A 25,917-nucleotide genomic window follows, 5' to 3' on the forward strand; every position below is an offset into this window, starting at 1 on the left:
ATCGTGGTCATCGTGGTCGGCGCGAGCGTCACGCCGAGGAGCCTGGTGCTCACGGTGCGCGACCACGGCCCCGGCCTGCCGAACGCCATGCGGGGCCACGAGCAGCAGCTGTTCGACAAGTTCACCCGCGGCCAGGCCGAGTCCGCCACGCCGGGCGTCGGGCTCGGGCTGGCGATCTGCAAGGCGGTGGTGAGCGCGCACGGCGGCGAGATCGCGGCGGCCAACGCATCGGACGGCGGGGCAGAATTCACGGTCACGCTGCCTCGGCGCGAACCGCCCGCGTCGATCGAACCCATCGCCATTTCAGACTGAATCCATGTCCACTCCTGTTGCCATCGTGATCGAGGACGAGCCTCAGATCCGCCGTTTCGTTCGCGGGGCGCTCGAAGCGGAGGGCTGGCAGGTGCACGAGGCCGGCACGCTGCGCGAAGGCCTGGCCGCCGCAGGCACGCGCCAGCCCGACTTGCTGGTACTCGACCTCGGTCTGCCCGATGGCGACGGCGTGTCCCTGATCCGCGACGTGCGCGGCTGGTCGGGCGTGCCGATCATCGTGCTCTCGGCGCGCACCGACGAAGCCGACAAGATCGCCGCGCTGGACGCCGGCGCCGACGACTACCTGACCAAACCCTTCGGCACCGGCGAACTGCTGGCCCGCGTGCGCGCCAACCTGCGCCGGCCGCGAGCCGCGGGCGGCGACGAGCCCGAGGCGCTGTTCCGTTTCGGAGAGGTCGAGGTCGATCGCGGCGCCCGCCTGGTGCGGCGCGCGGGCGCGGAGGTGCATCTGACGCCGACCGAGTACCGGCTGCTGTCGGTGCTGGTGGCGAATGCGGGCCGGGTGCTCACGCAGCGCCAGCTGCTGCGTGAAGTGTGGGGCCCGACCCACGGCGAGCAGAGCCACTATCTGCGCATCTACATGGGGCACTTGCGGCAGAAGCTCGAGGTCGATCCGGCTCAGCCGCAGCATCTGATCACAGAAATTGCGGTGGGGTATCGCCTGGTGGCCTGAGATCTGGAGGGGAGTGGAGGTGTCGCCGGAACCTCAAGTGCGGTATATCAGATGGAAATTGCCTACCACATCCGCACACCCCGAACGTTCCGCCTCATCCATCGCCCACACCCTCTCCCCCGGCCTAGCAAGAAGTTCGTCCCGCCAGGCACCCTCTCCGCCGGTTCATGTTGCGCCATAGGGAATTGAAATTTCACTACCATGGGTGCATGGCGGGACGAACCGCGAAGAGCGCCGCATCGGCTGGCAAGCGCAAAGGAGCACGCATGAGCGAACGAGCCCATCCATGGCCGCACCACCGGCAGGCCGCCGAGGAGTTCCGAAGATGCTGAGACAGCTCAACGAAACCGCTCGGCATGGCCTTGCCGCTGGCGAGGCGCATCGCCCGGAACGCCCGGACTGGACCATCGACCAGGGCTGGTCTTCCTACACCGCGCAGGAGCACGGTGTGTGGAAGACGCTCTTCGAGCGCCAGAGCGCGCTCCTCCCCGGGCGCGCCTGCGACGAGTTTCTCCAGGGCATGAAAGACCTGCCGATCGGCGCCGACCGGATCCCGAACTTCGAGGACCTCTCGGTCGCGCTGATGAAGCGCACCGGCTGGCAGGTGGTCGCGGTGCCAGGGCTCATCCCGGACGACGTGTTCTTCGAGCACCTGGCCCATCGGCGCTTCCCGTCGGGCCGGTTCATCCGCCAGCCGGACCAGCTGGACTACCTGGAAGAGCCGGACGTCTTCCACGACGTGTTCGGCCATGTCCCCATGCTGATGAACCCCGCCATCGCCGACTACATCCAGGCGTACGGAGTAGGCGGGCTGCGCGCCAAGAAACTCGGCGTGCTGGAGCAACTTGCGCGCGTGTACTGGTACACGGTCGAATTCGGCCTGGTGCGACAGCCCGAAGGACTGCGGATCTACGGCGCGGGCATCGCCTCGTCCGCCACGGAGACCGTGTTCTCCGTCGAGGACAGTTCGCCCAACCGGGTGCGCTTCGACCTGGAACGCGTGATGCGAACGCGCTATCGCATCGACGATTTCCAGGAAACCTACTTCGTCCTGGACAGTCTCGACAAGTTGCTGGAGTTGGCACACATCGACTTCGCTCCCCACTACCAGCGCGTGGCGAACATGCCCGAGCACGAACCTGGCGACGTGCTGCCTGGCGACACGGTCATTGCTCGCGGGACCGGCCGCTACCACGCCGCCAAACGCTCCGGGTGACGGGATGAGCGGCTGACGGGCATCTTTGCTGCCGCAGGGCCGAGCCATGTCCAATGGGATGAGGGCGCCTTGCCCAATGGTCTATTGCGCGGCCCCTCGGGGGGTGCCAGAATTTTTGTCCTCTATCCGGCCCATCCATTGACGGGCCAGTTGCCCGTGCGCAGCAGGTCCCGCCTCGACTCCGAGAGGGAAACGCCATGCCAACGCGCCACCGCTCCATGCTCGGCCGCCAGGCGTTGCCGACGGCCGCCATCGCCCTCGCATCGTCCGGCCTGCTGGTGGCCGACGGGGTCGGTGCCGGGGGTCCGGCACCCGCCTTCGATCCCCTGCTGTCGCAGCCGGGCCGCGCCTGCGGGCCGGTGGTCACCGGGCCGCCGGCGATGCTCAAGGCGCTGATCCGCGTCAAGAGCGAGACGGCACCTTTCCAGCCGGTGCCGATGCAGGCTGCCGGCGGCACGGTGCCGCTCTATCGGAACCTCGGCACCCTCGCGTTCCCGATCGGCACGCATGACCCCAAGGTCCAGGCCTATTTCAACCAGGGCTTGCGCCTGTCCTTCGCCTTCAATCACGCCGAGGCGCAACGCGCGTTCCAGGCCGCGCAACGACTCGATCCCCGTTGCGCCATGTGCTTCTGGGGCGAGGCGCTGGTGCTGGGCCCGAACATCAACGTACCGATGATGCCGGAGGCCAACGCGCCGGCGCTGGCCGCGCTCGCCCAGGCGGTGGCGCTCAAGGGCAAGGCGAGCGAGAAGGAGCGGATGCTGATCGGCGCCCTCGAGAAACGCTACGCCGCCGATGCCCAGCCCGACCGCAGCAGATTGGACGGCGCCTATGCGGACGCCATGAAGGCCGTCGCGGCGAAGTTCCCGACCGACGACATGATCCAGGCCCTGTATGCCGAGGCGGCCATGGACACCCAGCCCTGGGACTATTGGCAGGCCGGCGGCGCCCAGCCGAAGGGACGCGGCGCAGACATCCTCGGCGCCCTCGAGACGGTGCTCAAACGCAATCCTGCGCACCCCGGCGCCATCCACCTGTACATCCACGCGGTGGAGGCGTCCACCCAGCCGGAGCGCGCGCTGCCCTACGCGAAGCGGCTGGCCGCACAGGTACCCGGCGCCGGCCACCTGGTGCACATGCCCGCGCACATCTACTACCGCGTGGGCATGTACCGCGAATCGCTGGAGGCCAATCTCAGCGCGATCCAGGCCGACGAGAACTACTTCAAGACCTCCTCGTCGGATCCGCTCTACAAGGCCGCCTACTACCCGCACAACATCCACTTCGTGATGGTCTCCGCGCAGATGGGCGGCGATGCGAAGACGGCGATCGATGCGGCCTCGAAGCTCGACGCCTCGGTGCCGGGCGAGCTGGTGAAGCTGTTCCCGATCCTGCAGCCGATCAAGGCGGCGCACTACACCACACGTGCGCAATTCAGCGACCCGGACACGATCCTCAAGCTTCCGGCGCCGTCCGACGAGGTGGTGCTGGTCTCGACCATGTACCACTACGCGCGCGCCGTCGCCTTCGCGGCGCGCAAGGACAAGGCAGGCGCGCAGCAGGAGATCGCCGCCATCGCCGCCATCGAACGCAGCGCGGACTTCAAGCCCTTCGAGCCCTGGGGGCTGCCGGCCAAGGAGATCGTGCGCACCGCGGGACTGGTCGCCACCGGGCGGCTGGCCGACGCGACAGGCGATCTGGACGGTGCGGCCAAGGCGTACACGGAAGCCATCGCCATCGAAGACGCACTCACCTACACCGAGCCACCCTACTGGTACTACCCGGTCCGGCAATCGCTGGGCTCGGTCAGGCTGCGCCAGGGCAAGCTCGACGAAGCGGAGCAGGCATTCAGGGATTCCCTGGCGCGCGTGCGCAACAACGGATGGGCACTGGCAGGGCTGGCCGAGGTCGAGCGCAGGAAGGGCGATGCCAAGGCGGAGCGCACGGCCCGCGAGGCCTACCGGCGGGCGTGGTTCGGGCCCAAGGACGGACCCGATCTGGCGCGGCTCTGAGGGGCGGGCACAAAAAGCGCGATGGCGAGTGATACCGGCCCCTTTCTGATGATATACCGTGCTATAGATCAGTCGACGGATCTGGCCCTCGCGCGCCAGGCGGCAGGCGGCGAGTCCGTCCAGCGGCGGAACGCGCGATTGAAGGCGCTGGCGTCGGCATAGTCGAGCGACGCCGCCAGTTCGGCGGTCGACATGTCGGTGTCGATCAGCAGCTGGCGCGCGACTTCGTAGCGCACGTCCTCCAGCAGTTTCCTGAAGCCCGTGCCCTGCGCCGCCAGCATCCGGTGCAGCGTGCGCCTCGGCACCGAGAGCAGGTCGCACAGCAGGCCTTCGGTCGCGCGCCCGTTCAGCACCATCTGGCGAAGCGCGGCGCTGATGTGGTCGACCAGCGCGTCGGGCGCGAGGCTTTCCTGCGCCAGGATCTCGCGCTGCAACTGCCGGTGGCGCTCGACGTCGGACGCCATCGGCGGCTGGGCAAGCCAGTGCCTGTTGAAGCTGAGTTCGGTCCGGTCCGCATCGAAGCGCAGCCGGCATCCGAACAGGCGCCGGTAGGGCCGCACATCCTTCGGCGCGCCATGGGCGAACGACACCTCGACGGGGCCCCAGCGCGGGCCACACACGGCTTTCAGGATGTTGAACTCGAAGGCCGCGACAAGATCGTAGGCCTGTGCCGTGCCGGGCATGTTCCGCAGATAGATCGCGTAGCCGAAGCTGGCGTTCTCGCCCTCCACGGCATGCGTCGGCACGCCGCCGCGCGTCTGCAGATGCACATGGGCGATCAGGCTGTCGAGGGCCGACTGCACGGTGGGCGAGCTCTGGATCAGCGCGCCCAGCAGTCCCAGCGACGAGGCCGTCGCATGCTGGCCGGCAAGCAGCCCGAAATGCTGGCAGCCGGTGAGCTCTGCGCAGCGTTGCAGCAGCAGGCCGGCCGTGCGGTAGGACATGTGAAGGTCGGGATCGTCGAAGGTGCCGGGAGCGAGCCCGACCTCGGCGAGGACCGGCGCCGGATCGAACCCCTTGCCGCGCATCACCGCGGGAATGCCCGCCATGGCCGCCACACGCACGGTACCCGGATCCTCGGCGCCCAGGCTCCAGAGGCGGACAGGTCGCGATCGAAGCGCTGGTCTCGACATCCCGGGAGTCCTCGGTGTGGAGGCGCATGGTCGAACGCGTGGCCCAATATGTCAAGACCGACGCCGGGAATTTCGCTACTGTTCGACCCCGCAGACGACTTCCCGCGTCGATCGGCTCGCCGAACCGGCCAAACAAAACCAAGAGGGAATCGCTATGTCGAAGAACTTCAGGTCAATGGCTCCGAGGGTCATCCCCTCCACGCCGGACGGTGCGCCGCACTGGCGCCTTTGAAGCAACCGGAGCCGGTCGTCCGGCCATCGCCCGTGATCCCCTGTTCGCCCGCAGCCGTGAAGAGGTCTGCGCTTCGGCTGCTCTTCTGGCGATGGGCCCGGCTGAATCTCATCGCGCTGTGCCTGCTCCTGACGGGCGGCCACGCGATCGCGGACCCCGGTCGCTACGTCCTGGTCCTGTACACCAACGGCCGGCTGGTGCCTGGCAACGTCGACATCGAGACCGGACTGCGAAACGCCATCGCCAGTACCGGCGAGCGGCCGGTGCAGATCTTCAGCGAGACCCTCGATCGCCCCGAATTCGTCGGCGAGGCCTACGAGCGAACGATGGCGACCTACCTGCACGACAAGTACGCCGGCCATCCGCCCGCGGTGGTCGTCGCCGTCGCAAGGGATGCGCTGGACTTCGTGCTGCGCCATCGCGAACGGCTCTTTCCGGGGGTTCCGGTGGTCCATGCCGCGGTCTCGACGAGCTTTCCGGCGCCGCTGGGCCCCCTGCCCACCGACGTGGTGGGCGTGCCGATCGACTACGACATCGCCGGCACGATCGAGCAGGCCCTGCGCTGGCATCCGAACGCGCAGCGCATCTACGTCGTGACGGGCACGACGCTGCGCGACCGTCAATGGGAAGCGCTGCTTCGAGGCCAGGCGGCGCGTTTCGAAGACAGGATCAAGCCCGAGTTTCTGGCCGGACTGCCCACCGAGGCCCTGGTGAAGCGCCTCCGGGGGCTCGACGCCGACTCGCTGGTGTTCACCCCTGGCTTCTATCAGAGCGGCGACGGCCTGTGGTTCACGCCGCACGACTCGGTCCAGCTCATCGCGCAGGCAGCGCCGGTGCCGGTGTATGGAACCTTCAGCTCCTTCGTCGGCACGGGCGCGGTCGGCGGTCGCGTGCCGCACTTCGAATCGATAGGCCAACAGGCGGGACAGGTCGTCGACCGCCTCCTGCGCGGCGAGACGCCCTCGTCGCTGGAACTTCCCAAGCGGATGCCGAACGTCCTCAACATCGACTTGCGCCAGACCCGGCGCTGGGGCGTCGCCGACGCCGACATCCCGGCCGACGCGCTGGTGGCGTTCAGGCAACCCACCTTCTGGGAAGCCTACCGGACAGCCGGTCTCATCGTCAGCACCGTGATCCTGCTGCAGGCGGGCCTGATCGCCGCGCTCGTGCTCGAGCACCGGCGTCGCCGCCGGGCCGAGATGGCACTGGTGCAACGGGGAAGCGAACTCGCACATGCGTCGCGGCTGGCGATCGCGGGCGAGCTCGCCGCGTCGATCGCCCACGAGATCAACCAGCCGCTCGCAGCGATCCTGGCCAATGCCGAAGCGGCCGAGCTGCTGCTCATCTCGGGGCGTCACGGGCCCGACGATCTCGGCCACATCCTGGCCGACATCCGGCGCGATGACCTGCGCGCCAGCGATGTGATCGCCAGGCTGCGAACCCTGCTGGCGAAACAAGCCATCGCAAGGCAGCCCTTCGAACTCAATGCAGCCGTCGGCGACGGCTGCGAATTGCTCGACGCGGAAGCGCGGCGCCGGGCCATGACGCTGGCGATACGCCCCTGCGCGACGCCGGTCCGGGTCGTCGGCGACCCGATCCAGATCCAGCAGGTGCTCATCAACCTGGTCCTGAACGCGATGGATGCGGTCGGCGACCTCCCCGAGAGCCGACGCAGGATCGTTGTCTCGATCACCGAGCGCGAGGCCCTGGTGCAGATCACGGTGAGCGACCGCGGCCATGGCATCGTGCCGGAGCATCTGCCGAAGCTCTTCGATTCATTTTTCAGCACCAAGCGCCGCGGCATGGGCCTCGGCCTGTCGATCACGCGCTCGATCGTCGAGGCCCATGGGGGACGCATCTGGGCCGTGAGCACGCCGGGCGAAGCCACGGTGTTTCACCTCGAACTGCCGCGGTGGGTCGAGACGAGCGCCGCGCCGCCCGGAAACGCCGCGCCGGGTCGCTCCAGGCAAGCACACCCCCCGGCGCCGAGCACGGAGGTACTCCAATGAGCGAAAAGCCCCTCATCCACGTCGTCGACGACGACGACGAACTGCGCGCCGCGCTGCTGCGGCTGCTCGATGCGGCCGGGCTCGAAGCGCGCGGCTACGCCTCGACCGGCGAGTTCCTGCTGCACCCGCTGCCCGACCATCCAGGCTGCCTGCTGCTCGACGTGAGCCTGCCCGGGCCATCGGGGCTGGAGTTGCAGGAAGTGCTGCGGCAGCACGGCTGCATGCTGCCGGTGGTGTTCCTCACCGGCCGTGGCGACGTGCCGTCCAGCGTGCGGGCGATGAAGGCCGGCGCGGTGGATTTCCTGCAGAAGCCGGTGCAGCGCGACACGCTGCTCGGGGCGCTCGACCGGGCACTCGCGCACGACGCCTCGCAGCGCTCGGTTCGCGACGCGTCGAGGCGGCTCGAGGCCCTGTTCGCCACCCTGACGGCACGCGAGCGCGAGGTGTTCGATCGCGTCGTCGCCGGCAAACTCAACAAGCAGATCGCCGACGAGCTCCACACCAGCGAACGCACCATCAAGGCCGAGCGCGCCCATCTGATGCTGAAGCTGGGCGCGGATTCGGCGGCCGAGCTCGGCCGCCTTGCCGAACGGCTTCGGCAGCAGCCGTCCTGCGCGCCGGTTGCCTCGCTCGGGGCTTCCCTTTCGGGCAATCGCTTTGCCCTCGCACCCGATTCCCCCTCCATGGCGCCGGACGGATGATGACCGCGCTCAGGGGTGCGCATCGCAGGTTTTCTCGAGGAGACAGCTCATGATCCGGTCTCGATTCATCGCAGCGGCCTTCATGCTGGCGGCGGCCCTGTCACTGGCCGCCGGCACGAACGCACAGACCGTTGCGCCTGCCAAGACCGCCGCCAAGTCGCCCGCCCGACCCGCACCCCAGCTCGACGCCAAGGCGATGGATCTGCTGCGCGCGATGAGCGCCAGCCTGACGGCGGCGAAGTCGATGGCCTTCACCGCCGTCGCCACCTACGAGAGCCCGAGCAGCGTCGGGCCCTCGCTGGCCTATGCGACCACCTCCGAAGTGCTGCTGCAACGCCCCGACCGGCTGCGCGTCATCACCCTGGGTGACGGCCCGCCCGCCGAGTACTACTACGACGGCAAGACGCTGACCGCTTTCGCGCCGGCCGAGAACCTGGTCGCCGTGGCGCCCGCGCCACCCACCATCGACGCCATGCTGAAGCAGGCCTTCGAGAGCGCGGCGATCTATTTCCCGTTCGCCGATATCGTCGGCGCCGACCCCTTCGGCACCCTCACCGAAGGCCTCGCGAAGGCCTTCTACATCGGCCAGTCCAAGGTGGTCGGCGGCACCACGACCGAGATGATCGCGATCGCCAGCGACAGCCTGTTCATGCAGATCTGGATCGGCGCCGACGACAAGCTGCCGCGCAAGATGCGCGCCGTCTTCCGTGGCGACCCGCTGCAACTGCGCCACCAGGTGGAGCTGTCCAACTGGAAGCTCGACCCGGTCATCGCGGCCGAGGCCTTCGCGGCGATGAACGCGGCCAACGCGAAGAAGATCGCATTTGCCGCGCCGAAGCCGCCCGCGGCAGCGGCAGCGAAGAAGGCGGCCAAGCCGGCCGCCAAGGCGCCATAAGGAGCTCGAACGATGACATCACCCAAGGCCCTCCTGCCGCTGCTGGCGATCTTGCTGATCACGGCGGGCTTCCACGCACCGGCCGCCGCCTGGGCCAGCGCCAACCGCTTCGGCGGCCATTCCGAGGGCGGGTGGGGTGGCGCCACCCACACCAATGCCTACGGCGGCAGCACCACGCACAGCTGGGACGGCGCCACCAGCCACACCAACATGTACGGCGGCACCACCACCGGCGTCGCCGGCTACGGTGCGGTGCACACCACCGCCGGCGGCTTCAGCACTTACCGCCCGCCCGCCTACGGCGCCGCGGGTTATGCGCCGTACCACGCGCCGGTGGCGGTCCCCTACTACCACGCCGGCTGCTACGACTGCGCGGGCGCGGTGGCCGCGGGGGCAGTCGTCGGGGTGGCGGCCGGCGCCGCGGTCGCCAACGCGAACCGCGCCGTCTATCCCATGGGCGTGAGCTACGCGAGGGTGCCCGAAGGCGCGGTCGTGGTGAACCGCTTCGGCGTCGACTACTACCATGTGGGCGACAGCTGGTTCCGGCCTTTCTACGGCGCCAACGGCGTCTACTACACCGTCGTGGGCGCGCCGTGAGCGACAGCCGAAGCGTGAGTTCCACCAAGGTGGCGATGGGCGGGCTCCACTTCGGCGACGGCTTCAGGTTCTGAGCACGCTGCGCGCCTTCCCTTTCGGGCAATCGAATTGCCCCTCGACCGGGTTTCCTTGCGAACGCCAGCGCGCAATGATCGAAGCGGCTTTTCGGCGGAACGCGCGATTCCGATCGGCCGCTTCACGGACACCCCGATGACACTGATCCCGACCGGCGTGGTACTTGTGGTGGAGGACGACGACAGCATGCGCCAGGCGATCCAGCGCCTGCTGAACGCGGCCGGATGGAAGACAGTGGCGTATGCGTCGGCGGAGGCGCTCCTGGCCGAGGGATCGATCGCAAAGGCCGCCTGCATCGTCAGCGACTTCAAGCTGCCCGCGATGTCCGGCCTGGAATTGCTGACGGAATTGCGCACGCGCGGACATGGGCCTCCAGTCATCGTGGTCACGGCGCATGACGCGCCGCAGGTGCGTATCGACGCGATGCGCCGCGGCGCGTCGGGCTATCTGTCGAAGCCGTTTCGCGGCAAGGACCTGCTGGATGCCATCGATGTGGCCGTGCAGTCCAACCCCGTGTCCTGATTGCGGCGCCCCGATGTCGAGGAAGATCCGCAGGACTCTTCTTCCAGGCCCTGCCCCTCTGGTCTATGCTGCATCTCAAGCAACATGCCGCACACCATCGCCGCCTCCTCCGAAGCTCGCCTGCCCTGGCTTCAGAATCCCGTCGAAGCCCATCGGCAGTGGCGCTCGACCCTGAGCTGGAAGAAGGCCTCCGACAGCGCCGGCGCCGATGCGCCGCGCTACACCGCGCACAGCAACGAGCTCTATCAATCGTTCTGGGGCAAGTTCTGCCGCTGGCTCGCCGCCCGGTCGCTGCGGCTCGACGAGGTCCGGCAGGCCCATGTCGAGTCCTTTCTCGACACCCTGCGCGGACGCGACGATGCGCCCGCCAGCGTGCGCACCATGCGCACCTACCTGGCGGAGATCCACCGCGTCTTCACGCACCTGCACGCCACCGGCGTCCTCGCTTCGAACCCGGCATCGGTGGTGCTCGACCGCAAGCGGCGACAGCCCGAGACCCGTTTCGAGACCGATCCCCCGCTGCCGCCCGGCCCGACCTTCCTGGCGGCCTACGAACGGATGGCCGCCGAGCTCTTCGAGGAAGAGTCGCGCCAGCTCCCCAGCGGCTGGACGCCGGCGCGCAACCTGGCGCTGCGCCTGGTGGTGGCCGAGTGCGGGCTGAAGCTGTCCGAAGTCTGCAAGCTGATCCCGCGCAACATCACGATCCAGGCGGACGGCAGCGTGGTCATCCGCTCGCCGGGCCACCGGCAGGTCGAGGCGCGCACGCTGGTCGGCCCCCCGCATCTGGGGCAGGCGCTGCAGCAGTGGCTCGAGGCCCGCAGCACGCTGCGGGTGGTGCGGACGCGGCGCGAGCGCGACGAGCACGCCCGGGTCTCCAATCGCCTCTTCCTCGGCCAGGCCGACATGGTGCAGTCGGCCGAACTGATCGGCGGCGGCCTGGGCGCTGCCTGCAGCCCCGTGGCACCGGACCTGGCCGAGCGCGTGGTCACGAGCTGCGTGAAGCGCACGCTCGATGTGCTGGGCCACGAAGCGGCCTTCCATGGCCCGCAGTTCGTGCGCAACGCCTATGCCGCGCGGCTCATACAGGGCGGAATGAGCGATGCCGAGGTCTCGGAACAGCTCGGCATGAAGACGACTTTCACCGCGCGGGCGATCCGCGGCAAGGTGCAGCCGGCGGTGGAGTCGGCGTCGACGTCGCGGGCTGGTTCGCGGTGATCGGCCCGGCGAAACTGCCACCGGCCGAGGTCAAACGGTTGCACACTGCGGTGGTGGCGGCCTTCAACATGCCCGAGACCAGGGAGGCCATGGCCAAGCAGGAGAACATCATCAACCCGATGAGCCCCGAGGCCTCGGCCCAGTTCTTCAAGACCGAGCAGGAGCGCTACGCCCGGCTGGTCAGGAAGGCCAACATCACGGCCGAATAGGCCGCATCTTCGGAGCACGCACATGACCGATCTGTTCGAGAACCCGATGGGACTGATGGGCTTCGAGTTCGTCGAGTTCGCCTCGCCCACGCCGAACCTGCTCGAGCCCTTCTTCGAGAAGCTCGGCTTCAGCCTGGTGGCGCACCATCGCTCGAAGGACGTGGTGCTGTACCGCCAGGGCGACATCAACTTCATCGTCAACCGCGAGCCGAACAGCCCGGCGGCCTACTTCGCGGCCGAGCACGGCCCCTCGGCCTGCGGGCTGGCCTTCCGCGTCAGGGACTCGCACCAGGCCTACGCGCGCGCCCTCGCGCTCGGGGCCCAGCCGGTGGAGATCGCCACCGGCCCGATGGAGCTGCGGCTGCCCGCGATCAAGGGCATCGGCGGTGCGCCGCTGTACCTGATCGACCGTTTCGAGGACGGCAAGTCGATCTACGACATCGACTTCGAATTCATCGCCGGCGTCGACCGGCATCCGGCCGGCCACGGCCTGAAGATCGTCGACCACCTGACGCACAACGTCTACCGCGGCCGCATGGCCTTCTGGGCCGGCTACTACGAGAAGCTCTTCAACTTCCGCGAGATCCGCTACTTCGACATCCAGGGCGAATACACCGGCCTCACCTCGAAGGCGCTGACCGCGCCCGACGGCAAGATCCGCATTCCGCTGAACGAGGAATCCTCCAAGGGCGGCTCGGGCCAGATCGAGGAGTTCCTGATGAAGTTCAATGGCGAGGGCATCCAGCACATCGCGCTCCTGAGCGAGGACCTGATCTCGACCATCGACCAGCTCGGCCTGGCCGGCGTGCCCCTGATGACCGCGCCCAACGACATCTACTACGAGATGCTCGAGCAGCGGCTCCCCGGCCACGGCCAGCCGATCCCCGAACTGCAGGCGCGCGGCATCCTGCTGGACGGCAGCACCGGGGGCGGCAGCCCGCGCCTGCTGCTGCAGATCTTCTCCGAGACCGTCTTCGGGCCGGTGTTCTTCGAGTTCATCCAGCGCAAGGGCGACGACGGGTTCGGCGAGGGCAACTTCAAGGCGCTGTTCCAGTCGATCGAACGCGACCAGGTGCGCCGCGGCGTGCTGAAATCGGACCGCCCGGAGCCCCCGGCTCCAACTGCCACCTAGACCATCGACCGCCTTGGCCGGAGGAGCTTCGAATCTCCGGGCCCGTCGCCTCGACGCAAGTGCATCAATGCGCCGCCTCGCTTGGCTCTTGAACGCCGCGCGGCATCGTCTGCTGTCGCGACAAATCCTGGAACGGCCGCCCGCCGGCGAGGGTGATCCGGTGCAATACACGGCGAAAGCCGTGATAGTCGTTCACCGGGTTGTGTTGGACCGCGCGGTTGTCCCAGAAGGCGATGCAGTCCGTCTGCCAGGACCATCGACAGGTGAACTCCGGCTTGACCTGGTGCTCGAAGAGAAAGCGCAGCAGCGGCGCGCTCTCGGCCTCCGTGAGTCCTTCGATGCCGTCGGTGTGCGCGACATTCACATACAGCGCCTGCTCTCCCGTCTCGGGATGGGTGCGCACGACGGGATGCCTGGAGACGAACTCCCGGGCCACCCTTTCGTTGCCGTCGCTGCGGATGCGGTCTTCGCGCGTCTTCGAGACATCCGCCTTGGCCGAACTGGCGATGCCCACCAGGCCATTCAGCAGGCGCTTCATCGTGTCTGAGAGGGCCTCATAGGCCAGCACCTGGTTTGCGAACATCGTGTCGCCTCCATAAGGGGGCACCTCCCTGGACAACAGCATCGTGCCCATGGGCGGTTCGTCCAGATAGGCCGTGTCCGTGTGCCAAACGCCCCCGAAGTTGACGCGCTCGTGCGCCAGCTTCTTGACTTCGATGATCTCGGGATGGCCTTCGATCCCCTTGACGAACGGATATTCGACCGGCTTGCCGAAGGCGCAGGCGAAGCGCAGGAATTCCTCGGGACTGAGCGGTTGTCCGCGCAGGAAGACGACCTTGTGCGCGAGGAACGCCGCGCGCAACTCGGCGGCCATGCCCTGGCTCAGAGGGCGGCGCAGGTCCAGGCCGAGCACTTCAGCGCCGAGCGCGCCGGCGATTCGCTTGACTTCCACAGAGGCTCCACTCGGAAAGAACTATCAGAGGCCGGATCGTAGGCCTGTACGATCCATCAACACAAATCAAATAATCTGAGCGATTGTTCAATTTTCGATGAAGATCAACTTCAAGCTCCTTTCGACATTTCTTGCCGTTGCCGAGCACGCCAGTTTCCGCAAGGCGGCTGAACAGATGCACTTGTCGCTGCCGGCGGTGAGCATGCAGATCCGCCAACTGGAAGAACGCCTGGGCGTTGCGCTGTTTCATCGCACCACGCGCAGGGTCGAACTCACGCGCGAGGGGGAGCAGTTGATGATCAGTGCCCGCAAGGCGATGGCCGAATTGGACGATGCACTCGCGGGCCTCCAGTTGGTCGCCGACATGCAGCGGGGCCAGTTGACCTTCGCATGCGTTCCCACGGTGGCGGGCACGCGCCTGCCCGGGTTGCTGACGAAATTCGCGCAGCGCCATCCCGGCATTTCCGTGCGTGTGCGGGAGTTGGCCCAGCCGGACCTGCTGGAGGCGGTGCGCCGGGGCGAAGTCGATTTCGGCATCGGCCCCCAGCCCTTGAAGCCGGGCACCCTGCACAGTCGGCCCCTGTTCGACGACGACTACATGGCGCTCGTGTCCGCCGATCACCCGGCGGCGCAAAAGAAAGGGATCTCGCTGCGCGAACTCGCGCGCTCGCCGCTGCTGACGCTCGGAGAATCGGAGTTCCGCAGGCAGCTTCTCGAAGCCCTGTCGGCGGAAGGCCTTGCGTGCGAACTGAACTACGAGTTCACCCACGTGAGCACGACGGTGGCGATGGTGGAGGCCGGGCTGGGCGTCGGCATTCTGCCCGCCGTGGCGGTGCCTTCGCATGGCACCCTGAAGGCCATCCGCATCATGCGCCCAGCCATGAGGCGAACGATCGCCATCATTACAGTGCGGGGGCACGCGCTGTCGCCATCGGCTCTGCGCTTCGTGGAGATGTGTGACCTGCTGGTGCCGCCGCACTCGAACCGCGCCAGCGGCTAGTGCGGACCGTCACCGAGCTCAAGACTGGCGAGACCGTCTACTCCGGGATCGGGCCGGGGCGAATCCGAACCCGCCCTCTACCGGCCGTCCGTAAAGGTGCAAGGACAGCCCTCTGCTCCCGCTCGTTGGCCGCCCCTCAACCCGCGCCCAGGCCGATCGGTGCGGGAACCGCATTCACGATCCGGGTGAAGAGCGCGCCGTAGTCCGGCTCCGGCTCGCAACCGGTGAGCGGATCGCGATTGGCGCTGAAGGCCCGGTCGAGCTCGCTCCAGTCTTCGTCCGTCAGCACTTTCTCTGCCAAGGGAAGGATTTCGCGCTCTTCCATCGCCATGTGGGCCAGGTAGAAGTCGACATAGCGCTCGACCGCCTGCTCGAAGGCTTGACGACGGGCCTCGCCCATCATCTCGAAGCCGAGCAAGGCATGTTCGACTTCCCGGATCTTTCGCTCGCCGCGCGCATGGTCGTCGTCCAGCCGGTCGAGCAGTTCGCGCGAGATCGGCGTCCGCGCGCGCATCTTCGGGAACAGCAGCTCGGACTCCTTGCGGTGGTGCCGCTTCTCGGGAAACTCGTCGACATAGAAGAGCATCGCGCGCAAGGCGCCGAAATCCGGCAGCGTGCCCTGTCGGCGGTGCTGGGCCAGCAGCAGGACGATGGAGCGCAGCATGGCGGAAAGCGCCGAATGCTCATCGCGGATGATTCTGATTGTGGTGTGTGTCATTGCGGGCACTCCGGAGGGGATGGCCGTAGCCTCTCACCTCCGCGCCGCCCCGACCTTGCGGCAGATCAATACATGCGCTCGAATTGCGGACAAGGCGCAAAGGCGCGGACGGGCCGCCCAAGGCGGCTTGCGCCCCCTCGGGGGGCAGCGACCCCACGAAGCGAGGCAGCGTGGGGCACTGCACCCTCGTCAAGCCTTCAGGACCGACTCCGTGTGCTCGCCAAGCGCGGGCACCCCCTCCGGCGCGTCCGGCAGGCCGGCAGAGAACTTCACCGGAAAGCGCACCGAGATCCGGCCTTCCTCGGGGTGCTGCCGCACCATGTCGCGGGCGATCAGTTGCGCATCCTCGAACAGCTCCGCGGCGCCCAGCACCGGGGAGAAGGGAACGTCGGTGCCGGCGAAGCGATCGCCCCATTCGGCCAGCGTCTTGCCCGCGAACACCTGCACCATGAGGCTGTTGACCTCCTGCTTGTGCTTCTGCCTTTGCGGCCGCGTCGCGAAACGCGGATCGCGCAAGGCGGGAAATTCGTCGCCCAGCACCTCGCACAGGTTGACCCAGAACTTGTTCTCCAGGATGCCCATCGCCAGGTGGCGGCAATCCAGGGTTTCGAACAGGTCGTTCTCCGGCATCACCGTCGGCGAGTCGATCAGCCGGTCCGCGGGAATGCCGCGCGCGGCCCAGGCGCCCTGCGCCGTCCACGACGTCACGGCATCCAGAATCGACACGTCCAGGTGCTGCCCCCGGCCGTTCTGACGGGCGCTCATGATCGCCACGCTCAGCGACAGTGCGGCATAGCCCGAGGCGGCAAAGTCCGAGATGCGCGCGCGTGGCCGCGACACCTTGTCGTGCACCTGCACCGGCACCGCCCAGTAGCCCGACAGGGCCAGGTAGTTCAGGTCATGGCCCGCATCGGCCGCCAGCGGACCGGTCTGGCCGAAGCCCGAGATCGAGCACAGCACGATGGACGGGTTGACCTCCGCCAGGGCGTCGTAGCCCAGACCCAGCCGCTGCATCACGCCCGGGCGGAAGCCTTCGATCACCGCATCGGCGCGCTTGACCAGGTCCAGGAAGTCCGCCTTTCCTTCGGGCGACTTCAGGTCCAGGGCGACCGATCGCTTGCCGCGATTGAACTGGGCGAACACCGCCGGCCCGAGCAGGCGCGAGGTATCGCCGGTGTCCGGGTTCTCGATCTTGATCACGTCCGCGCCCAGCTGCGCGAGCAGCGACGCCGCGTGAGGCCCGGGCAGCAACTGGCTGACATCGAGGATCGTCACATCCTTCAGGCACGACCATTCCGGTTTCATCGTCCGTCCACCTTCAAGCCAATGGTCCTGATCAGATCACCGAAGCGCTTGTCCTCGGCGATCACGAATTTCTGGAACTCCGCCGGCGAGCCATCAGGGCGGAGCTCGGAGCCCATGGTCTTCACCAGCTCATCCATCGCACCCGAGCGCAAGATGGCGCCGATCTCCCTGGACAGGCGATCGACGATCGGCGCCGGCGTCCTGGCGGGCGCGAAAACCCCCGACCAGCTGTTCAACGAGAAGCCGGGAGGCAGCGCCTCTGCCAGCGTCGGCACCTCGGGCAGCGAAGGCGACCGCTTGTCGCTGGTGACGGCCAGCGCACGCAGCTTGCCGTTGTTGACGAACGTCAATGCCGTCCCCAGGATGGGCATGCCGAATTGGGTCTGGCCCGACAGCTGGGACGAGACGATGTCCGGCGCGCCCTTGTAGGGGACGTGCAAGGCCGTCGTGCCGGTATCCCTGAGCAGTTGCTCGACCGCCAGGTGGGCGATGCTGCCATTGCCGCCGGAGCCGTAAGCCATCCCGCCCGGCTTCGCCTTCAGCGCGGCGATCAAGTCCTGGGCCGTGCGTATGGGCGAAGACGCGGGAACCGTGAGCAGCGAAGCCCCGCCGCCCAGCATCGAAATGGCCACGAAATCCGCCGCCAGGTCGTAGGGCGGCGTGCGGAACGTATGCACGGTGATGGCTTGCGTGTTGGCGAACAGGCCCAGGGTATAGCCGTCAGGGGTGGCGCGCTTCAGGGCCGATGCGCCGATGGAGCCGCCGGCGCCGGGCATGTTCTCGACCACCATCGGCTGGCCCAGCCGCGCCGTCAGGGCGCTGCCGAGCGCCCGCGCCCAGATGTCCGGTGTGCTGCCCGGCTGGAACGGCACCAGCATCCGGATGGGCCGGTCCGGATAGGCGTCCGCGGCCCAGCTGGCGTGCGATGCGAACAGTGCCGCCGCTGCGCCGCCGGCCGCCTGCAGGAAGCGTCTCTTGTTCATGTCTTGTCTCCTTGTGAATTGAAGGTTGCGCGGGCGCTTGGTGCGCCTCTTTCACTCACGCTTCCAGAATGACGCGGGCGATCGTGTTGCGCTGAATCTCGGAGGTGCCCGTGACGATGCGGAACATGCGCAGCTTGCGGAACACGTGCTCCACCGGATGGTTCTTCGTCACGCCGACGTTGCCGTGGATCTGCACCGCCTTGTCGGCCACCTCGAAGCAACGTTCGGACACGAACAGCTTGCAGGCCGCGGCCTCCATGCGGATGTCGGCGCCGCGATCGGCCAGCAGCGCGGTGTTCAGGATCATGCTTTCGCACGCCCACAAGGCCGCGGCCATGTCGGCGAGCATGTGCTGGATCGCCTGGAAGCGCGCGATCGGGCCACCGAACTGCTGGCGGGTGCGGGCGTATCCCAGAGACAGCTCGTAGACGTGGCGCGCCATGCCCAGCATCGTCGGGCAGTGCAGCAGGCGGTTCACGTTGATGCGCGCCATGCCGAGCTTGAAGCCGTTGCCGTAGCCGCCGAACACGTTGCGCACCGGCACCCGCACGTTCTCGAAGATGATGTCGGCGTCGATGTGCTGGCCGGACATCGGAAGATAGGCCTGCTCCAGGCGCACGCCGGGCGAATCCAGCTCGACCAGAACCGCCGTCACCCCCTTGGGTGTGCTGTCGGGATCGGTCACGCACTGGACGATCGCGAAGTCGGCGAAAGGCGAACCGCTGATGTAGTGCTTGTGGCCGTTGATGACAAGCTCGTCGCCATCGAGCACCGCGCGGGTGGTGATGCTGTTGGCGTCGGATCCGGAGTGGGGTTCGGTCATCGCGAAGCAGGTGCCCTTCTCGCCGCGAATGACCGGCAGGAAGAAGCGCTCCATCTGATCGGGCGTGGCGTACTTCAGCATGTTGCCCACGCGCGGCGGACCGCTCAGGTCGCCCAGCACATGGGCGCCCAGCAACGCACCGGACCTGGCGATGTCCAGCTTCAGCAGGCACTGGTCCAGGACGCTCAGGCCGGCGCCGCCCATCTCGGGCGGCAGGCAGATCGGCAGCAGGCCCGCTTCGCTCGAGCGGCGCCAGATGCGATGCAGGACCTCGCGCGGCCACGGGTCCTCGGGGCCGAGGTCGAGCTCTTTCTCGATCGGGAGGACCTCGTCCTGGATGAAGCGGGCAAGACGCTCGCGAATCTCGGCGAGCTGGGGGCTGGCAAGGTGTTCCATCTGTCTCTGTTCCTCGGTTCAGTTGACGCGGCGTTCCACGTCGGTCCAATAGGGCTCGCGCACCAGCTTGCGCGCGATTTTTCCGCTCGGGTTCTTCGGCAGCTCGGCCGCGAATTCGATCGTGCGCGGGGACTTGTAGTCGGCCAGGCGCTCGCGGCAGAAGGCCATCAGCTCGGCGGCCGTGGCCGTGGCGTCCCCCCTCAGGCAGATGACCGCCTTCACGCTCTCGCCCCATTGCGCATCGGGCACGCCCACCACGCAGGCCTCGAAGACCGCGGGGTGCTGGTAGAGCGCGGCTTCCACTTCGGTCGGGTAGACGTTGAATCCGCCCGAAATGATCATGTCCTTCTTGCGGTCCACCAAGTAGATGAAGCCCTCCTCGTCCACCCGCGCCAGGTCGCTGGTGTGGAACCAGCCGTCGACCAGCACCTCGGCCGTGAGCTCCGGCGCGCCCCAGTAGCCCTTGAAGACGTCTTCGCCGCGCACCACCACTTCGCCGATCTCGTCGCCGGAGACCTCTTCGCCGCGCTCGTTCACCACCCGCACATCGGCCTCGACGTGGGGTCGCCCGCAGGATGCCAGGCGCTCGGGACGGTGGGCGATCGCGTGCGCGTGGTCTTCGATGGACAGGCGTGCCACGCCGGACGTGGTCTCGCTGCCACCGTAGCCTTGCGAGAGGATCGGACCGAAGCAGGCCCAGGCTTCCCGGATTCGCGTGGGTGCCATCGGCGCTGCGCCATAGGCGATGGAGCGCAGGCTGGACAGGTCGTAGCGCCCGATCGCCGGATGCGCCAGCGCCATGTTGATCATCGCCGGGACCATGAACACGTGCGTGATGCGCAGTTCCTGCACCGCCGCCAGGAAGGGCTCGACCTCGTACTTGTCGAACACCACCAGCGTGCCGCCGCCGTGCAGGACCGGTTGGATCAGCATGCCGGTGGCGTGCGTCATCGGGCCGAGCAGCGCGAGCCGGTCGCCCCGCCCTATCCGCACGTCGCTGCCGATGAGGAACTTGCGAAGGCTGGCCCGGCGATTGCCGAAGCTCTGCATCGCGGCCTTGATCCTGCCGGTGGAGCCGGACGAGAAATGGAGCACGGCGATATCGTCCGGATCGATGTCGACCACCGGTGCGACCGGGGACGCACGGGCCAGCAGCGCCTCGTAATCCAGGTAGCCGGGACGTTCGCCAGCCAGCGAAATCATCGCGCGCACCGACTCGAAGCCGGGCGTGGACGGGGTGTGGCCGGTGAAGCCTTCCCCGGCGATCAGCACGGCCGGCGTGCAGTCGGCCATGACTTCCGACACCTCGGTGGCGGTGTAGCGCGGATTGAGCGCGGCCTTGGTCAGGCCCGCCTGGTACAGCGCGCACTCGATCTCCACGAGTTGCGCGCAGTTGCGCGCATGGATGGCCACGCGATCGCCCTTCTGGAGCCCGAGCGCCAGCAGCGCGTTGGCCAGGCGACAGGAGCGCTCGTGCAGCGCCGCATAGGTCACGATGCGGCCGTTGTGGATGACGGCGGGCCGTTGGCCCCAGTAGCGGGCGCCGCGTCGGATATGCAGGTTCAGATCCATGGTTTGTCTCTCGGTGTGCGGAAGGTCTTGGGCCAGTTTCTCCACTTGCACGCATGCCAACAATCAACCAAACTGGCACAAGACATAACCAACAGGAATGCCTTTGCAGATCCAGGACTTTGAATACCTTCTGGCGGTCGCCGAGCACGCGAGCATCGGCCGGGCTTCACAGGCGCTGGGAATCAGCCAGCCCGCCTTGACCAAGGCCGTGCACCGCATCGAAACGGACGCCGGCCTGCAGCTCTTCACCCGGCACGCCAAGGGGGTTCTGCTCACCGAAGCCGGCCGCTCGTTCCTGCACCGTGGCCGCAAGATCTGGCTCGAGTACGGCGACGCGATGCGCGAGATGCAGCAGATGCGCACCGGCCAGCTGGGCCAGCTGCGCGTCGGGTTCAGCCCTTCGGTCTCCGAGGAACTGGTGGTCACGGCCTTCTGGCAGCTCATCCAGGAGCGCCCGGCCGCCAGGCTGCAGCTGCGCGAGCGGCTGATCAGCGAACTGATCGAGATGCTGCTGGCCGGCACCCTGGATCTGATTCTTGCCCCGGCGAGCGAGACCGCGACGACGCAGGGCCTGAGCTTCCAGTCGCTCTACGCCGATCGATTCCATGTGGTGAGCGATCGCAACCATCCGCTGCAGGGGCGCGGGACGCTCTCGCTGCACGATCTCGCCCGGGAGCAATGGATCCTGCCGGGCACCCACGTGCGCGTGCGCCAGTGGATCACCGCCGAGTACCGCAAACGGGGCCTGGAAGGGCCGGACGTGCGCGTGGAGGCGGAGTTCGGCCGGGTGTCGATGTGGCCGCTGGCGCGGAACTCCCCCCTGCTCACGCTCTGCAGCGTCGCCGGCCTGACCGAGGCCCGCCGACACGGGCTGGAGGTCCTGCCGGCGCCGGAGCTGGAGATCGCGCGGGACATGGGGGTCATCGTGCGCGCCGGCGCCTGGCAGTCGCCGCTGGCCGAAAGGCTGACGGCCTTGCTGCGCGCCAATGCAAGCGCCGAGCAGGGGAATCGACCCGCCCCCGCGTGAGCGGATGGCGCGGCCTCGCCCGCGCATTGCCCGACGCTCGCAAAGCTCCTACATTCGAATGGTGCGATTTCCAGGCCTGGATGGAAACGCCGCTGCACCCGGGTGCGGGGTTCGTGCAAGTCGTGTTCCTGAGGAGCAGCCATGAGAATGCAGGCTTGCGTTGCGGTGTGGCCCGGGCCATGAGAGAGAAGATCATCCAGGGACTTGGCGCGCTTGTCGGCGCCCTGTTGTCATGGCCCACGGTCTCCAGGTACCTGGGCACGCTGCCCGCCTACCACACGGTCGAGCTGTTCGGAGCCGGCGCCGGTTTCATTCTGGGGCTCTTCCTGCAAACGACGAAGGTGGTGCAGAAGACCATCGCGCCGTGGCACAGCGGGTGGAAATTCATGCTGCTGTTGCTGGCCGTCGCCGCCTGGCTGTACCTGAACTACGACTTGTACCGCCAGTACCAGCTCTTCGGGGCGGCTCCGGGGGACATGACACCGGAACGACTGGCGAAGGCACAGTTCGCTGTCGGCACCCTGGCGGTGATCTGGGCGGCGCCGCTGGCCTGCATCGGCGCTGCGATTGCCGAAGCCCTCGACCGCAAGTTCCGATCGTGAATCCCGGCAAGATCCCGCATTCCGTTTTTTCCACACCACGAAGGATTGACATGACAGACCCCTCGACCATCCAAGTCGGCCAGCTGACCATTCGCTATCTCGTGGACGGGTCGCAGGCCGGCCGCGTCGGCATGTTCGAGCTCACAGTGCCGCCCGGCTCGAACGTGCCGCCGCCGCACAGTCATACGCAGAACGACGAATGCATCTATGTCCTGGAGGGAACGTTGCGATACTCCGTCGATGCCGAAACGCGCGACCTCGCAGCCGGCGCGACGATGTTCAGTCCCAAGGGCAGCGTGCATCAGTTTTCGAATCCCTTTGGAACGCAAGCCCGGGCACTGGTCGTGCAGTCACCGGATATCGGCGCCCAGTACTTTCGCGATGTCGGCGCGGTGGTCAACACCGGAGGACCACCGGACAAGGCGGCGCTGGTTGCCGTCATGAGCCGCTATGGACTGGTCCCGGCCGCGCCGCCCGGCGCCCGGTGACTGACGACGTGAGAGTCCGGATATGGAAGCCCTCGTCATCCACGCCCCCGGCGACCTGCGCGTCGAAGAATTCGAAACCGCCGAACTCGGCTCCGATCAATTGCAGGTCCGGGTTCGCTGCGGCGGCATCTGCGGCTCGGATCTGCACTACTACCAGCATGGCGGCTTCGGCGCCATCCGCATCAAGGAGCCGATGGTGCTCGGCCATGAGGTCGCCGGCATGATCGAGGCGGTGGGCGCCGGCGTCACGAGCTTCAGTCCCGGCGAACGCATCGCCATCAGCCCGAGCCGGCCGTGCGGCGTTTGCCGCTACTGCCAGCAGGGCCTGCAGAACCATTGCCTCGACATGCGCTACTACGGCAGCGCCATGCGCACGCCGCACGTGCAGGGCGCGTTCCGCCAGCAGATCGTGGTCGAGACCCACCAGGCCCACCGGCTGGCCGATTCGGTCAGCGATGGCGAAGGCTCGATGGCCGAGCCGCTGGCGGTGGCGCTGCACGCGGTGCGACGTGCCGGCTCCCTGCTCGGCAAGCGCGTGCTGGTCACCGGCTGCGGGCCGATCGGTGCACTGGCGATCATCGCCGCGCGGCGCGCAGGCGCCGGCCACATCGTCGCCACCGACGTCGGAGCGCACACGCTGGGCAAGGCGCTCAAGGTCGGCGCCGACGAGATCGTCAACGTGGCGGAAGCGCCCGACGGCCTGGCGCGCTTCACGGCCGACAAGGGCAGCTTCGACGTGCTGTTCGAGGCCAGCGGCAATGTCCGTGCGCTGGTCGGCGCCTTCGATGCGCTGCGCCCGCGCGGCATCATCGTGCAGCTCGGGCTGGGCGGCGACATGACGCTGCCGATCAACACCCTCGTGGCCAAGGAATTCGACCTGCGAGGCGCGTTCCGCTTCCACGAGGAATTCGCGGTCGCGGTGGAACTGCTCAACAAGGGGCTGGTGGACGTGAAGCCGCTGATTTCGGCCACGTTGTCGTACCGCGACTCGGCCCGCGCCTTCGCGCTGGCGGCCGATCGCTCGCAGGCCATGAAAGTGCTGCTGAACTTCGACTGAGCGCGGCCGCGCGGTTCCGCGCATGGCGTGATCCCGAACACCCACGCCCCGACGAAGGGCCGGCGTTCAGGCTGCGGCACATTTCCTGACCGTGTCCCAGGTGCGGGTCGTCACGCCGGTGCCGAAGGTCTTCTCGATCAACGTCATGAACACCGGGCCGCGCGGGTTCGGAACGTACGCGGTGAAGACTTCCCGGCCCTGGATGGCGAGCACGCACGCGCCGTCGACCTCGAGCGGAAGCGAGAGCTTGGCCTCGGGAGGCTGGCGCAAGAACGTGACGACGCGCTTGGCGTTCGTCGACAGCTGAAGTGCGGCGAACGGGTCCGCGTCGAACAGCCCACGAAGATCATCGGCGGAGCGCACGATGGAAAGAAAGGTCCGGCCGAGCTGCTGCGCCATCGCCGCTTCGGCCTTGCGTTCAAGTGCCGCCTGCGACGCGGCACGCGCGTTGAACGCGACATTGCCGCTGGACAGCACGGTCTTGATGTCGGTGAAGCCGGCGCTTTCGAAGCAGCGCTTCAGCGCCGGCATCTTGGCGTTCATGGGGCTCACACCGCGGAGGAATGCAACATAGCGGGGCATCGGTCATCCACCGTTCAGCCACGCAGGGGCAGCGCGACACCGATCGCCACGAACACCCCGCCGCAGGCCTGGTTGAAGCGCCGCCCGACGCGGCGCAGCCACGGACTGATGCGATGCGCCATGCTGGCGATGACCGCCTCGGTCGCGATTTCGATCGCCGCGAAGGTCCCGGCCATGATGACGAACTGGATGAACAGGCTGCGGGTGGGATCGATGAACTGAGGCAGGAAGGCGGCGAAGAACAGCAGCCCCTTGGGATTGGTCAGGGCGGAGAGCGCGCCTTGCTGGAACAGCGACCAGCCCGGCCGGGCCTGCGCCGAAGCTTGAAGCTCGAGGCCGATCGGGGGCGAGCGCCAGACCTGGACGCCGAGCCAGACGAGGTACGCACCGCCCAGCCACTTCATGACGGTCAGCCACACCAGCGACGCCTGGAGCAGCGCGCCGATGCCGAACATCGAGAGGGCCACGACGGCGACGAAGCCGAAGGCTCCGCCGAAGATGGTGTAGAGCGCCTTGCGCCGACCGTGCAGGGCCCCGTGCGTGAGCGCCAGCAGCCCGTTGGGTCCGGGCGACAGCGACAGGCCGATGGCGGCCAGGAGGTAGATGAGCCAGGTGTTGCGGTCCATGGCGCTCGATGCTGACGGGCGCGCCCTCCCGGGTCAAGAGGGCCGAATCATCGAGCCAAGGTCAATCCCGGCGGGGACGGGGCGCCCGGCGGCCGGCGCTGCGCTCGCGCTTCGGCCCGGCCAGCACGCGGAGCGCGGCGTTCATGTGCGCGCGCATCGACGCCTCCGCGCCGCAGTCGTCGCCATCGCAGATCATGGCGACCATCTCCGCATGGCTGTCCTGGACCCGTTGCAGGCTCGCCTCGGTCTTGCGCTGCTCCATGCCCTGGCGCGACTGCGATTCGAGCGAACTGCGGATCGAGCCGATCATCTGCCAGAGCAGAAGGTTGCCGCTGGCGCGGGCGATCTCGATGTGGAGTTCGGTGTCGAGCGCCGCATAGGCGGCCGGGTCGCGCAGCCGGGCCTGCATCTGCACCACCAGCGCAGACATGCGCTCCATGTGTTCGGGCGTCCGGCGCCGCGCCGCGAGAGTCGCCGCCCGGCTTTCCAGGCTGGCCCGCACCTCCATCAGATCCTCGGTGGAATTCTCGAGCACCTGCAGCGCCCGCGAAAAATAGACATTCAGCGCGGAAGCGTCCAGGTCGCGGCGAATCACGGGGCTTTTGCCGTTGGCGATCTCCACCACGCCCATGCCCTTGAGCGTGCGCAAGGCCTCGCGCACCACGGGCCGGCTGACGCCGAGCACCTCGGCCAGCCGGGCCTCGCCGGGCAGGGCCGCGCCAGGCCCGAGCTGCTCCTGCTCGATGTGCCGAAGCAGGCTCTGCACGGCCTGCTCGGTCAATGAGGTGCGGTCGAGCTTGCCCAGGACAAAAGGATGTGGATGCATGTGAAT

Annotated in this window: 27 protein-coding genes; 17 read left to right on the forward strand and 10 right to left on the reverse strand. The window is 67.8% G+C overall.

The features are described from left to right. The 4 genes from AC1D2O_RS23295 to AC1D2O_RS23310 form a co-directional block, all read left to right on the forward strand. Positions 1 to 312 (forward strand): ATP-binding protein (locus tag AC1D2O_RS23295; RefSeq protein WP_478157973.1); only part of this gene is annotated, 312 nt, incomplete at its 5' end. Between the two features lie 4 nt (positions 313 to 316). Beyond that, complete coding sequence (kdpE, locus tag AC1D2O_RS23300) at positions 317 to 1,006, forward strand: two-component system response regulator KdpE (RefSeq protein ID WP_478088737.1); 690 nt, start codon at positions 317 to 319, stop codon at positions 1,004 to 1,006. A gap of 325 nt (positions 1,007 to 1,331) precedes the next feature. Further along, positions 1,332 to 2,222, forward strand: coding sequence for a phenylalanine 4-monooxygenase (gene phhA / locus AC1D2O_RS23305; RefSeq protein WP_478088739.1), 891 nt, complete (start codon positions 1,332 to 1,334; stop codon positions 2,220 to 2,222). 197 nt (positions 2,223 to 2,419) lie between these two features. Then, entirely contained in the window at positions 2,420 to 4,234 is a 1,815-nt protein-coding gene (locus AC1D2O_RS23310; RefSeq protein ID WP_478157974.1) for a tetratricopeptide repeat protein, read from the forward strand. 68 nt (positions 4,235 to 4,302) lie between these two features. Here AC1D2O_RS23310 and AC1D2O_RS23315 read toward each other — a convergent pair whose 3' ends face one another. Further along, on the reverse strand, positions 4,303 to 5,367 hold the full coding sequence (locus tag AC1D2O_RS23315) for an AraC family transcriptional regulator (protein ID WP_478157975.1): 1,065 nt from the start codon (positions 5,365 to 5,367) through the stop codon (positions 4,303 to 4,305). A 288-nt stretch (positions 5,368 to 5,655) separates the two neighbouring features. On the opposite strand from AC1D2O_RS23315, the gene AC1D2O_RS23320 reads away from it, so the two are divergent. From AC1D2O_RS23320 to hppD, 8 genes are all read left to right on the forward strand, one after another. After that, positions 5,656 to 7,608, forward strand: a complete 1,953-nt coding sequence (locus AC1D2O_RS23320) for a sensor histidine kinase (protein ID WP_478092085.1) — start codon at positions 5,656 to 5,658, stop codon at positions 7,606 to 7,608. Continuing rightward, complete coding sequence (locus AC1D2O_RS23325) at positions 7,605 to 8,309, forward strand: response regulator transcription factor (protein WP_478092083.1); 705 nt, start codon at positions 7,605 to 7,607, stop codon at positions 8,307 to 8,309. Before AC1D2O_RS23320 ends, AC1D2O_RS23325 begins: the two co-directional genes overlap by 4 nt. A gap of 49 nt (positions 8,310 to 8,358) precedes the next feature. Then, positions 8,359 to 9,204 carry a DUF2092 domain-containing protein gene (locus tag AC1D2O_RS23330; RefSeq protein ID WP_478092082.1) on the forward strand — a complete coding sequence of 282 codons (846 nt, stop codon included), beginning with the start codon at positions 8,359 to 8,361 and terminating at the stop codon, positions 9,202 to 9,204. Positions 9,205 to 9,216: 12 nt separating this feature from the next. Continuing rightward, entirely contained in the window at positions 9,217 to 9,801 is a 585-nt protein-coding gene (locus tag AC1D2O_RS23335; RefSeq protein ID WP_478092080.1) for a hypothetical protein, read from the forward strand. 210 nt (positions 9,802 to 10,011) lie between these two features. Beyond that, positions 10,012 to 10,398 carry a response regulator transcription factor gene (locus AC1D2O_RS23340; RefSeq protein ID WP_478157976.1) on the forward strand — a complete coding sequence of 129 codons (387 nt, stop codon included), beginning with the start codon at positions 10,012 to 10,014 and terminating at the stop codon, positions 10,396 to 10,398. Between the two features lie 84 nt (positions 10,399 to 10,482). Beyond that, entirely contained in the window at positions 10,483 to 11,613 is a 1,131-nt protein-coding gene (locus tag AC1D2O_RS23345; RefSeq protein WP_478085995.1) for a site-specific integrase, read from the forward strand. Continuing rightward, on the forward strand, positions 11,610 to 11,822 hold the full coding sequence (locus AC1D2O_RS23350) for a hypothetical protein (RefSeq protein WP_478085996.1): 213 nt from the start codon (positions 11,610 to 11,612) through the stop codon (positions 11,820 to 11,822). The genes AC1D2O_RS23345 and AC1D2O_RS23350 overlap by 4 nt, the downstream gene beginning before the upstream one ends. Positions 11,823 to 11,844: 22 nt before the next feature. Next, on the forward strand, positions 11,845 to 12,954 hold the full coding sequence (hppD, locus tag AC1D2O_RS23355) for a 4-hydroxyphenylpyruvate dioxygenase (protein ID WP_478085997.1): 1,110 nt from the start codon (positions 11,845 to 11,847) through the stop codon (positions 12,952 to 12,954). Positions 12,955 to 13,018: 64 nt separating this feature from the next. Here hppD and AC1D2O_RS23360 read toward each other — a convergent pair whose 3' ends face one another. Next, the gene (locus AC1D2O_RS23360) at positions 13,019 to 13,906 is read right to left on the reverse strand and encodes a TauD/TfdA dioxygenase family protein (RefSeq protein WP_478085999.1); all 888 of its coding nucleotides are present in this window, start codon (positions 13,904 to 13,906) and stop codon (positions 13,019 to 13,021) included. A gap of 97 nt (positions 13,907 to 14,003) precedes the next feature. Here AC1D2O_RS23360 and AC1D2O_RS23365 point away from each other — a divergent pair, with 97 nt between their 5' ends. Next, positions 14,004 to 14,906, forward strand: coding sequence for a LysR family transcriptional regulator (locus tag AC1D2O_RS23365; protein WP_478086000.1), 903 nt, complete (start codon positions 14,004 to 14,006; stop codon positions 14,904 to 14,906). A 136-nt stretch (positions 14,907 to 15,042) separates the two neighbouring features. Here AC1D2O_RS23365 and AC1D2O_RS23370 read toward each other — a convergent pair whose 3' ends face one another. The 5 genes from AC1D2O_RS23370 to AC1D2O_RS23390 all read right to left on the reverse strand — a co-directional run bounded on the left by AC1D2O_RS23370 (position 15,043) and on the right by AC1D2O_RS23390 (position 20,703). Beyond that, entirely contained in the window at positions 15,043 to 15,624 is a 582-nt protein-coding gene (locus AC1D2O_RS23370; protein ID WP_478086002.1) for a hemerythrin domain-containing protein, read from the reverse strand. Between the two features lie 189 nt (positions 15,625 to 15,813). After that, the gene (locus AC1D2O_RS23375; RefSeq protein ID WP_478086004.1) at positions 15,814 to 16,929 is read right to left on the reverse strand and encodes a CaiB/BaiF CoA transferase family protein; all 1,116 of its coding nucleotides are present in this window, start codon (positions 16,927 to 16,929) and stop codon (positions 15,814 to 15,816) included. Further along, positions 16,926 to 17,912 (reverse strand): Bug family tripartite tricarboxylate transporter substrate binding protein, encoded by a 987-nt coding sequence (locus AC1D2O_RS23380; protein ID WP_478086006.1) that lies wholly within the window; start codon positions 17,910 to 17,912, stop codon positions 16,926 to 16,928. Before AC1D2O_RS23380 ends, AC1D2O_RS23375 begins: the two co-directional genes overlap by 4 nt. Before the next feature lie 55 nt (positions 17,913 to 17,967). Continuing rightward, positions 17,968 to 19,131, reverse strand: coding sequence for an acyl-CoA dehydrogenase family protein (locus tag AC1D2O_RS23385; RefSeq protein WP_478157977.1), 1,164 nt, complete (start codon positions 19,129 to 19,131; stop codon positions 17,968 to 17,970). A gap of 18 nt (positions 19,132 to 19,149) precedes the next feature. Further along, entirely contained in the window at positions 19,150 to 20,703 is a 1,554-nt protein-coding gene (locus tag AC1D2O_RS23390) for an AMP-binding protein (RefSeq protein WP_478086010.1), read from the reverse strand. A gap of 97 nt (positions 20,704 to 20,800) precedes the next feature. Here AC1D2O_RS23390 and AC1D2O_RS23395 point away from each other — a divergent pair, with 97 nt between their 5' ends. The 4 genes from AC1D2O_RS23395 (at position 20,801) to AC1D2O_RS23410 (ending at position 23,877) form a co-directional block, all read left to right on the forward strand. Then, positions 20,801 to 21,730: a LysR family transcriptional regulator gene (locus AC1D2O_RS23395; protein WP_478086012.1), complete on the forward strand. Its 930-nt coding sequence runs from the start codon at positions 20,801 to 20,803 to the stop codon at positions 21,728 to 21,730. Positions 21,731 to 21,810: 80 nt separating this feature from the next. Next, positions 21,811 to 22,332, forward strand: a complete 522-nt coding sequence (locus tag AC1D2O_RS23400) for a hypothetical protein (protein ID WP_478086013.1) — start codon at positions 21,811 to 21,813, stop codon at positions 22,330 to 22,332. Beyond that, positions 22,329 to 22,820: a cupin domain-containing protein gene (locus tag AC1D2O_RS23405; protein WP_478086014.1), complete on the forward strand. Its 492-nt coding sequence runs from the start codon at positions 22,329 to 22,331 to the stop codon at positions 22,818 to 22,820. The genes AC1D2O_RS23400 and AC1D2O_RS23405 overlap by 4 nt, the downstream gene beginning before the upstream one ends. Before the next feature lie 22 nt (positions 22,821 to 22,842). Next, positions 22,843 to 23,877 carry an L-idonate 5-dehydrogenase gene (locus tag AC1D2O_RS23410; RefSeq protein WP_478157978.1) on the forward strand — a complete coding sequence of 345 codons (1,035 nt, stop codon included), beginning with the start codon at positions 22,843 to 22,845 and terminating at the stop codon, positions 23,875 to 23,877. A 66-nt stretch (positions 23,878 to 23,943) separates the two neighbouring features. Here the strand turns inward: AC1D2O_RS23410 and AC1D2O_RS23415 are convergent, their stop codons facing one another. The 3 genes from AC1D2O_RS23415 to AC1D2O_RS23425 all read right to left on the reverse strand — a co-directional run bounded on the left by AC1D2O_RS23415 (position 23,944) and on the right by AC1D2O_RS23425 (position 25,911). Further along, positions 23,944 to 24,459: a DUF1697 domain-containing protein gene (locus AC1D2O_RS23415; protein ID WP_478086017.1), complete on the reverse strand. Its 516-nt coding sequence runs from the start codon at positions 24,457 to 24,459 to the stop codon at positions 23,944 to 23,946. A gap of 14 nt (positions 24,460 to 24,473) precedes the next feature. Then, complete coding sequence (locus tag AC1D2O_RS23420; RefSeq protein ID WP_478086018.1) at positions 24,474 to 25,085, reverse strand: LysE family translocator; 612 nt, start codon at positions 25,083 to 25,085, stop codon at positions 24,474 to 24,476. A gap of 61 nt (positions 25,086 to 25,146) precedes the next feature. Continuing rightward, positions 25,147 to 25,911, reverse strand: coding sequence for a FadR/GntR family transcriptional regulator (locus tag AC1D2O_RS23425; RefSeq protein ID WP_478086020.1), 765 nt, complete (start codon positions 25,909 to 25,911; stop codon positions 25,147 to 25,149). Between the last annotated feature and the right edge of the window lie 6 nt (positions 25,912 to 25,917).

The organism is Variovorax sp. P1_G12 (assembly GCF_056405555.1).

Excerpts from the sequence above, each read along its gene's own strand:
- hppD (WP_478085997.1), top strand. The coding sequence starts at position 11,845 with ATGACCGATCTGTTCGAGAACCCGATGGGACTGATGGGCTTCGAGTTC.
- AC1D2O_RS23390 (WP_478086010.1), bottom strand. The coding sequence starts at position 20,703 with ATGGATCTGAACCTGCATATCCGACGCGGCGCCCGCTACTGGGGCCAA.
- AC1D2O_RS23335 (WP_478092080.1), top strand. The coding sequence starts at position 9,217 with ATGACATCACCCAAGGCCCTCCTGCCGCTGCTGGCGATCTTGCTGATC.
- AC1D2O_RS23325 (WP_478092083.1), top strand. The coding sequence starts at position 7,605 with ATGAGCGAAAAGCCCCTCATCCACGTCGTCGACGACGACGACGAACTG.
- kdpE (WP_478088737.1), top strand. The coding sequence starts at position 317 with ATGTCCACTCCTGTTGCCATCGTGATCGAGGACGAGCCTCAGATCCGC.
- AC1D2O_RS23310 (WP_478157974.1), top strand. The coding sequence starts at position 2,420 with ATGCCAACGCGCCACCGCTCCATGCTCGGCCGCCAGGCGTTGCCGACG.
- AC1D2O_RS23415 (WP_478086017.1), bottom strand. The coding sequence starts at position 24,459 with ATGCCCCGCTATGTTGCATTCCTCCGCGGTGTGAGCCCCATGAACGCC.
- AC1D2O_RS23395 (WP_478086012.1), top strand. The coding sequence starts at position 20,801 with ATGCCTTTGCAGATCCAGGACTTTGAATACCTTCTGGCGGTCGCCGAG.
- AC1D2O_RS23315 (WP_478157975.1), bottom strand. The coding sequence starts at position 5,367 with ATGTCGAGACCAGCGCTTCGATCGCGACCTGTCCGCCTCTGGAGCCTG.
- AC1D2O_RS23400 (WP_478086013.1), top strand. The coding sequence starts at position 21,811 with ATGGAAACGCCGCTGCACCCGGGTGCGGGGTTCGTGCAAGTCGTGTTC.
- phhA (WP_478088739.1), top strand. The coding sequence starts at position 1,332 with ATGCTGAGACAGCTCAACGAAACCGCTCGGCATGGCCTTGCCGCTGGC.
- AC1D2O_RS23345 (WP_478085995.1), top strand. The coding sequence starts at position 10,483 with ATGCCGCACACCATCGCCGCCTCCTCCGAAGCTCGCCTGCCCTGGCTT.
- AC1D2O_RS23365 (WP_478086000.1), top strand. The coding sequence starts at position 14,004 with ATGAAGATCAACTTCAAGCTCCTTTCGACATTTCTTGCCGTTGCCGAG.
- AC1D2O_RS23330 (WP_478092082.1), top strand. The coding sequence starts at position 8,359 with ATGATCCGGTCTCGATTCATCGCAGCGGCCTTCATGCTGGCGGCGGCC.
- AC1D2O_RS23385 (WP_478157977.1), bottom strand. The coding sequence starts at position 19,131 with ATGGAACACCTTGCCAGCCCCCAGCTCGCCGAGATTCGCGAGCGTCTT.
- AC1D2O_RS23370 (WP_478086002.1), bottom strand. The coding sequence starts at position 15,624 with ATGACACACACCACAATCAGAATCATCCGCGATGAGCATTCGGCGCTT.
- AC1D2O_RS23380 (WP_478086006.1), bottom strand. The coding sequence starts at position 17,912 with ATGAACAAGAGACGCTTCCTGCAGGCGGCCGGCGGCGCAGCGGCGGCA.
- AC1D2O_RS23425 (WP_478086020.1), bottom strand. The coding sequence starts at position 25,911 with ATGCATCCACATCCTTTTGTCCTGGGCAAGCTCGACCGCACCTCATTG.
- AC1D2O_RS23375 (WP_478086004.1), bottom strand. The coding sequence starts at position 16,929 with ATGAAACCGGAATGGTCGTGCCTGAAGGATGTGACGATCCTCGATGTC.
- AC1D2O_RS23340 (WP_478157976.1), top strand. The coding sequence starts at position 10,012 with ATGACACTGATCCCGACCGGCGTGGTACTTGTGGTGGAGGACGACGAC.
- AC1D2O_RS23420 (WP_478086018.1), bottom strand. The coding sequence starts at position 25,085 with ATGGACCGCAACACCTGGCTCATCTACCTCCTGGCCGCCATCGGCCTG.
- AC1D2O_RS23410 (WP_478157978.1), top strand. The coding sequence starts at position 22,843 with ATGGAAGCCCTCGTCATCCACGCCCCCGGCGACCTGCGCGTCGAAGAA.